We start from the raw sequence: 7,847 nt of genomic DNA, 5'->3' as shown, positions 1-7,847 counted from the left end.
ATATTAAGCTTTACGAGGGCGTTGTATCGTCTGACGAGACGTGTATCAAGATGGGAGATATTAAATTGAAGAGCATGCTCTTCAATTTAACCCAAAACTTGGGATTTGTGTAGATACCTATGCCTTATAGGAGAGGGCTAGGGAGAGGTTATAAAATTTGATAATCTGATTAAAATAATAAAAACAAAACGTAATGAACAATAAACTCGACCCCCAACTTTTAATATTCGCCAAAACCATGCGTCACACCGCCACCGATGCTGAACATCTCATGTTGTAAATAATCCGTGCCAAGCGTTTTATGAACCTTAAATTTCGTCGTCAGCATGTGATCCAACCTTATATTGTAGATTTTTACTGTCATGAGTTTGGTTTGGTGGTTGAGTTGGATGGCAGTCAATATGGAACAGACGATGCAATAGAATATGATGCTGAACGGACTATGTTTTTAGAGGCTTTGGGTTTAAAGGTGATTCGGTATTGGAATCATGATGTGTTGGGGCGGACGAGTGTGGTTTTAGAGCACTTATGCCAGATATGTGTTGAACTGAAAGTAAATGAATAATGAAAGCGCCTTCTCCCTTGGGGAGAAGGCGGGGGATGATGGTTTCTAGATAAGATAAAAGTACCTCACCAAAATTCTCTTCTAAAAGTAGAGAGAGTTAAAGAGGGAAATTTTAATATGTTACTTTGGAGGATATAAATTCATTAAAAATCAGTTTAGTAATAGATGGATTCATGATTTATACCAAATAGTGTCAGTCAATGGATTTATCTCTGACAACTTTATAGGATCTTTGAGTTTTGGATTTTACATAACTATTAGCATCTTCAAGGTTTTTGGTGAGCGCGTTTAAAGCTTTTTCTAGAAGATTTTCACTTAACATTATCTGTCTCACTTGAATAGTTAATAGATCATTGACAGTGAAGTCTGAAATAGAATATTCATTAGTGGATAAAATTTCTAATGACGTTACATTGTCTGTCTTATGAATCATTAATAATAATAAATATTGGATTATGTGATTGTGAATATATCCGTAATTAATATCATAATCAAAATCTAATAATAAAATTATTTTATCTGTATGGAGGTCTTTATCTTTTACAATATGTATGCTCTGTAAAAAATATTGAATACCTTTTTCATGAAATTTAATATCGACGAAGAATTTATTTATGGATGGTATAACTAAGAACTTATAATAGTTTAATTTGTCTAACTCACTTAAGAATTTTAATTCAACTTCAAATTTTTTATAGTTTTCATAATTAAACATATCTGTATAGAACTTTTCTAAAACTTCTGGGTCAAAGCTTTTCAATAGGTTTGCCACAAAAAACTCTTGTATACTCTTATGTATAAAGCTGTATTCATTTCCATCTTTTAAAATTAAACAAATATTTTTTGTCAATTCAGAAATTACATCATTGTAATCAAATTTAAGGTTTAATAAAGTACAAGCTTCTTTAAGACCGTCAGCAAAATATTGTTTATCAAATGAAATTTTATTACCATTGTTTTTAGTATAAAAGCAAAATTCTTGAAATATATCTTCAAGTTCTGATTGAGTAGCTTCAACAAATCTTGCTCTTTCATAAGGTAGCTTTAGATAATCATGTCTATTCATTAGAACATCAAATATATCTCTATAGAACTCAGAAATAGAAAGGGCTATTTGAAGTTTTGTTTGATATGTCATTACAAATAATGTGATCATAAGTGGAGTTTTAAGAACTTCCTTGAGACCAATTGCACTTTCATTAATTTTTTGCACTAATTGTTTTGAAATATCAATATCACTTGTAAGTTTTTGTATAAATCCAGCTTGATCTTGTGTGTCGAATGGTGAAAGAGTGATAGATGTAAAATAGGGGCTGTGTTGTAAGTAATTATATGGACGGCTAGAACAAATAATTCTCATTTCTGGGAATTTAATAGACCACTTTTCTAACTGATTAATAATATTAGGAACAATTTCCTTATTTAACTCATCAAAACCATCCAAAAATAAGGATATTTTTCCACTTTTCGCAAGATCGTCGAAATTAGATTTTGTAATATTAATATCTAAAATGTCAGTGAGATAAGAGCATAAAATGTCTGTTAAATTCTCAGTTTTTTGAATTGTACGCAACTCAATGAAGATGGGTAGTGATTGCTTTGCTATAATTTCATTAAAAGTTAAGTGCTTCATGAACATGGATTTTCCATGTCCAACAGTACCTTCAATAATAATATTTTCTTGAATATTTATTTCTCTAATATTGTTTATCGGTTTTATACTTTCATCTGGAAGAATTATTCTAGTAGGATAATAAAATTCAGAAATATGTTGGATTTTTTTACTATCATAAATAGTACGTATCATTAAAATTTTATTAGTTTTATTGAATATTTTTTCTGAGACATTTTCTATATCAAGGGATGCAAGAAAAGAAACTCCTTTAGTTTTGCTTAAACTATATAGATCTTTGCATATTTCTGAAATAAAAGGTCTGAGAATTAATGCACTATATGCCATTGAGATGGGTTCAGCCATTTTTTGCCCTATATTTTTTTTAATCAATTTATTTATACTATAAAAATCCCCTCAAGTGAGGGGATTTTTTTGAATCAAACTAAAGCATTAAAGCGCTGCAATTTGCTCCATATTCGCTTTAATTTTCGCTAACTGGTCAGCAAACTCAGCAAGTTTAACTTTCTCACCTTCAACCACAGCAGTAGGCGCTTTCGCCACAAAACCTTCATTGCCAAGTTTAGTGGCAATTTGGTCATGCTGTTTTTGAACCTTGTCTAAGTCTTTTTGTAGACGACCTAATTCCGCTTTAGGGTCAATTAAGCCCTTCATTGGAACGAATACAGACACATGACCCACTACAGAAGAAGAAGACAATGGTGGTTGTTCGCCATCAGCTAAGAAAGTAATGCTTTCAACTTTCGCCAACGCAGTGAATAACGCTTCAATACGAGTGATCTGTGCTTTTTCAGCATCAGTGGTGTTTTGAAGAAGTACAGGCAATAAGCGTGCATTACCTAATCCCATCTCACCACGGATGTTACGTACCGCACCAATCAAACCTTGAAGCCATTGCATATCTGCTTCAGCTTGTTCATTAATCAATGCTTGTTCAGCAACAGGGTACTGAGCCAACATGATGGTTTCGCCAGAAATGTTCAGTTTCGGCGCAAGTGTTTGCCAGATTTCTTCTGTTAGGTAAGGCATCAACGGATGAGCCAAACGTAAAGACGCTTCCATTACAGCAAGTAGAACACGACGAACTTCAGCTTTACGCTCAACCGATACATTTTCGTCATTTAGAACAGGCTTAGTCAGCTCGACATACCAGTCACAGTATTCATTCCAAATGAACTCGTAAATCGCTTGTGCAGCCAAGTCTAAACGGTAAGTCGCAAATGCTGTTTGCACGGCTTGTTCCGCTTTTTGCAGACGGCTCACGATCCATTGTTCAGGTAATTCCCAAAGGTCTTGACGAACTTCTTGACCAATCACTTGCTCTTCGCAGTTCATCATCACGAAACGAGTTGCGTTCCAGATTTTGTTGGCAAAGTTACGGTAGCCTTCAACACGTTTCATGTCGAACTTAATGTCACGGCCTGTGTTGGCAAGCGCACAGAAAGTGAAACGAACAGCATCTGTACCGTAAGATTGAATACCTTCAGGGAATTCTTTACGGGTTGATTTTTCAATCTTCGCTGCTTGTTTCGGGTTCATGAGTCCTGTAGTACGTTTTTGTACTAAAGTTTCAAGATCAACACCGTCAATCAAGTCTAATGGGTCAAGCACGTTACCCTTAGATTTAGACATTTTCTGACCTTCGCCATCACGTACCAAACCATGTACATACACAGTTTTGAACGGAACTTGCGGTGTGCCATCTTCATTTTTCATGAAGTGCATGGTCATCATGATCATGCGGGCAACCCAGAAGAAAATGATGTCGAAACCAGTGACCAATACATCAGTCGGGTGGAAAGTATTTAAGAAATAGTTTTCTTTATCTTTCGCTGCGTCGCCAGTCCAACCTAAAGTTGAGAATGTCCAAAGACCAGAAGAGAACCATGTATCAAGCACATCTTCGTCTTGTTTTAATTCAACTTCAGGAGCAATACCGTTTTTCGCACGAACTTCAGCTTCATCACGACCGACAAATACGTTACCTTCAGCATCGTACCAAGCAGGGATACGGTGACCCCACCACAATTGACGCGAAATACACCAGTCTTGAATGTTATTCATCCAAGCCATGTACATGTTGCTGTATTGCTCAGGTACAAACTTAATTTGACCGTCTTGAACCGCTTTAATTGCAGGCTCTGCAAGCGGTGCAATTTTTACGTACCATTGGTCAGTCAGTAATGGCTCAACGATTACGCCTGAACGGTCACCGCGAGGTGGCTTCAATGTGTACGGTTGAATTTGGTCTAACCAGCCTTCAGCTTCAGCTTGAGCAACCAATTTTTTACGTGCAGCAAAACGTTCTAAACCAATGTAGTCCGCAGGGGCAGGAATGGTTTTAGAAATTTGCTCGCCCGCTTTCGCGATGTATTCAAATTCAGCAAGAACTTCAGCATTTTTGTTGAAGATGTTGATGATTGGAAGTTCACAGCGTTTGCCCACTTCATAGTCATTGAAGTCGTGCGCAGGGGTGATTTTCACACAGCCTGTACCAAATTCTTTGTCTACATATTCGTCTTTTACGATTGGAACAGCACGGCCTGTAATAGGTAGGATGATGTTTTTGCCTACAAGCGCTGCATAGCGTTCATCATCAAGCGCAACCGCAACAGCTGTATCGCCAAGCAATGTTTCAGGACGTGTTGTCGCCACAACAATGTGATCTTTGCCGTCATGGGTGCGGATTGATTTGTCTTCAAAGAAATATTTGAAGTGCCAAAGTGAACCTGCTTCTTCTTTATCAGACTCAACTTCTAAGTCAGAAAGGGCAGTTTGTAGTTTAGGGTCCCAGTTGACTAGGCGTTTACCACGGTAAATTAAGCCTTCTTCATGCAGCTTAACAAACACTTCTTTCACAGCGTTTGATAAACCTTCATCCATAGTGAAGCGTTCACGAGACCAGTCTACAGATGAACCAAGGCGACGAATTTGACGGGTAATGTTCCCGCCAGATTGTTCTTTCCATTCCCACACTTTTTCGATGAACTTTTCACGGCCAAGGTCGTGACGGCTGATGCCTTCAGCACCCAATTGACGTTCAACAACCATTTGCGTTGCGATACCTGCATGGTCGGTACCTGGCTGCCAAAGGGTGTTTTTGCCAGACATACGGTTATAACGAGTCAACGCATCCATAATGGCATTGTTGAAACCATGACCCATATGCAAGCTACCAGTGACGTTTGGTGGCGGAATCATAATACAGAATGAATCACCTTTTTGAGATGGCTTGAAGTAGCCTCTCTCTTCCCAAGTCTTGTACCATTTTTTTTCGATCTCGGTCGGATCGTAGGTCGTAGCAATATTTTGCGCTGAATCAGTCATAGTCTAAACAGATCAAAAGTGGATAAAAAATTAGATCTATTGTAGCAAAAAAAATGGTGAATTAGGGATGTTGGGCGAATGTTAACTTTTAGGATTTGGCAGTAAATAAAAGAGTCCGTATGATAGGACCTAAGATAAGAAGTATCCATTGATCCCAAAACTAAGATAAAAGGAGCAATATCAAATGACTTATTCTATTTCTTTAAAGATTCAACCTACGACATATCAACGTTTTGAGACGATTCATCAAAAGCTCAACGCAGGTGAAACAGAAAGTCAGTCCAAAGCCTTAGGGGATAATTTAGCGGATATTGCATGTGAAATTTTAGATCAAGTTTTTGGCCAAATGGCGCGCATGAATAAGTCTGGAGACAATGAATCCGAAAAAATTATTCAGCAAATACGTGAAACGACCCGTAAATATATGCCGTGGTCGGTGTCTTTTTTTGGCAATGACCGCCTTGTACCGATGGTAAATTATTTATATGGACGTTTTTACAGCGAAGATGGTCAGCATTATATGCATTATCCGATCGATGCCTCTTTAGCCACCGACTTGCTTGCCTATGTCAATCAAATGAAAGAAGGGCAGAATCAATATGTGCCGCTCGCATTGAAGGCATTTACACAAGTGGTCGATGCCGGGGTGACGCATTTGGTGCGAGAACCGAAAAAAATGCTGAAATTTAACATGGTGGTGGATAAAACTTTAACCGGTGTCATCAATCTCACCACGCAACTCGGTTATAAACGTTTTGATAAACTCGGCAAAATTTATGATGCACAGTCAATGAGTCAGTATTTTGACCATTTTATGGTGTTTTTGAACAATGAGCCTGTACTACGTAAAGCATAAAATACATATAAATGAATAAATTAGTTATTTAAAAGGATGTCAAAATGGCAAAACGTGATGATTTGAACGGAAAAGTGGTATGGATTACTGGGGCATCGTCAGGTTTGGGTGAAGCTTTAGCAAAAGAATGTGCTTTGCAAGGGGCGCAGGTCATTTTGACCGCACGTCGTTTTGAAGAGTTGGAAAAAGTCCGGGTTTCATTATTACATCCAGATCAGCATCTTTCAGTGTGTGCAGATATTACCAATGAAGAACAAGTTCGCCATGCTTATGAACAAGTCCTTGCGCATAAAGGTCGAATTGACTGGCTAATCAATAATGCGGGATTGAGTCAGCGTGCATTGATCACGGATACGACTATGCAAACTGAACGTGCCATCATGGAAGTAGATTATTTTTCGCAAGTCTATTTAACCAAAACCGTTTTACCGACATTTTTAGCACAAAAGTCTGGTCGAATTGCTTTTGTTTCAAGTGTTGCAGGCTTATTAGGGACACAATACCGCGCGACCTATTCTGCTGCAAAAGCTGCCATTCATATGTGGGCGAACAGTCTACGTGCGGAAGTTGCGGATCAAGGGGTGGGCGTATCGGTGATATTCCCCGGATTTGTCAAAACCAATGTTTCATTTAATGCACTCAATGGTGCCGGCAAGCCACAAGGGCATCAGGATGAAGCCATTGAAAATGGTCTAGAAGCCAATGAGTTTGCCGAAGCAGTAGTGCAATCTTTGCAACGTGGGGAAGAATACATCGTGGTGGGTGGTTCTAAAGAAAAGCTCGGTGTTTGGATGTCAAGATTATCACCGACAACGTTGTATAAAATGATTCGTAAAACCAAAGTGAAGTAAGTTTTATCAAGTTAAATGGTTTAAAAGTCACTCTTAACAGTGACTTTTTTAATAGATTTCTTTCATAAGTCATTTTTCACTCAGCTCCAAGTTATAAATTCCAGCAATTAGATTGAATCTTAATGCTAGTCTTTTGCCTCGATTGCGATATCGCTCAGCAAGAATTTTGAAGGTTTTCAAACTGCCAAATACATGCTCAATTCCAATTCTTCTTTTATTGATTTCCTGATTATAGATTTTTAGTTCGGAATCCAGTTTACAGCGCTTCTTTGCTTTTAATGGCAACAAGCTATTTGGATACACTGTATAAATTCCCTGATAACCCTTATCCGCAAGGATAAATGCACCTGCAGGAATCTGATTCAAGTTACGTTTGAAGAGTTCGAAATCATGTACGGCACCACGACTCGTACATAAACTCAGGATTTTTTGAGTTTGATAATGAATGATGGCCTGTACTTTGAAAGTGTGGGTCTTTTTCTTGCCGCTATATAGCTAAATACCAAATAAATCATTACAGTAATCTTTAAATAATTTATCAATATCTTTAACTCTAAACTTAGTTCGAATCGCCTTGACTCGTGACCACATATTTTCTATTGGATTTAAATCTGG

The 7,847-nt window shown here is 37.6% G+C and carries 4 protein-coding genes and 2 pseudogenes; 3 read left to right on the top strand and 3 right to left on the bottom strand.

Annotated elements, in window-relative coordinates; all coding sequences use genetic code 11:
* Positions 1 to 193: 193 nt before the first annotated feature.
* Positions 194 to 565 (top strand): annotated as a pseudogene (locus tag FTU83_RS16350) (endonuclease domain-containing protein).
* Between the two features lie 193 nt (positions 566 to 758).
* On the opposite strand, the gene FTU83_RS16345 reads toward FTU83_RS16350, so the two are convergent.
* Together FTU83_RS16345 and FTU83_RS16340 are read right to left on the bottom strand one after the other, a co-directional pair.
* Positions 759 to 2,543 (bottom strand): NACHT domain-containing NTPase, encoded by a 1,785-nt coding sequence (locus FTU83_RS16345; RefSeq protein ID WP_180107337.1) that lies wholly within the window; start codon positions 2,541 to 2,543, stop codon positions 759 to 761.
* A gap of 87 nt (positions 2,544 to 2,630) precedes the next feature.
* Positions 2,631 to 5,525 carry a valine--tRNA ligase gene (locus FTU83_RS16340; protein WP_180107341.1) on the bottom strand — a complete coding sequence of 965 codons (2,895 nt, stop codon included), beginning with the start codon at positions 5,523 to 5,525 and terminating at the stop codon, positions 2,631 to 2,633.
* 184 nt (positions 5,526 to 5,709) lie between these two features.
* Between FTU83_RS16340 and FTU83_RS16335 the strand changes: the two genes are divergently transcribed.
* Positions 5,710 to 6,381, top strand: a complete 672-nt coding sequence (locus FTU83_RS16335) for a hypothetical protein (RefSeq protein WP_078192215.1) — start codon at positions 5,710 to 5,712, stop codon at positions 6,379 to 6,381.
* A 44-nt stretch (positions 6,382 to 6,425) separates the two neighbouring features.
* Positions 6,426 to 7,232: an SDR family oxidoreductase gene (locus FTU83_RS16330; RefSeq protein ID WP_180107343.1), complete on the top strand. Its 807-nt coding sequence runs from the start codon at positions 6,426 to 6,428 to the stop codon at positions 7,230 to 7,232.
* A 69-nt stretch (positions 7,233 to 7,301) separates the two neighbouring features.
* Here FTU83_RS16330 and FTU83_RS16325 read toward each other — a convergent pair.
* Positions 7,302 to 7,712: pseudogene (locus tag FTU83_RS16325) on the bottom strand (transposase family protein); the annotation flags it as partial.
* Positions 7,713 to 7,847 lie beyond the last annotated feature (135 nt).

The organism is Acinetobacter sp. YH12152 (assembly GCF_013418285.1).
Classification (GTDB): Bacteria; Pseudomonadota; Gammaproteobacteria; order Pseudomonadales; family Moraxellaceae; genus Acinetobacter; species Acinetobacter amyesii.
The sequence above is the reverse complement of the archived record's forward strand: the minus strand, read 5'-3'. Positions and strand labels throughout refer to the sequence as shown.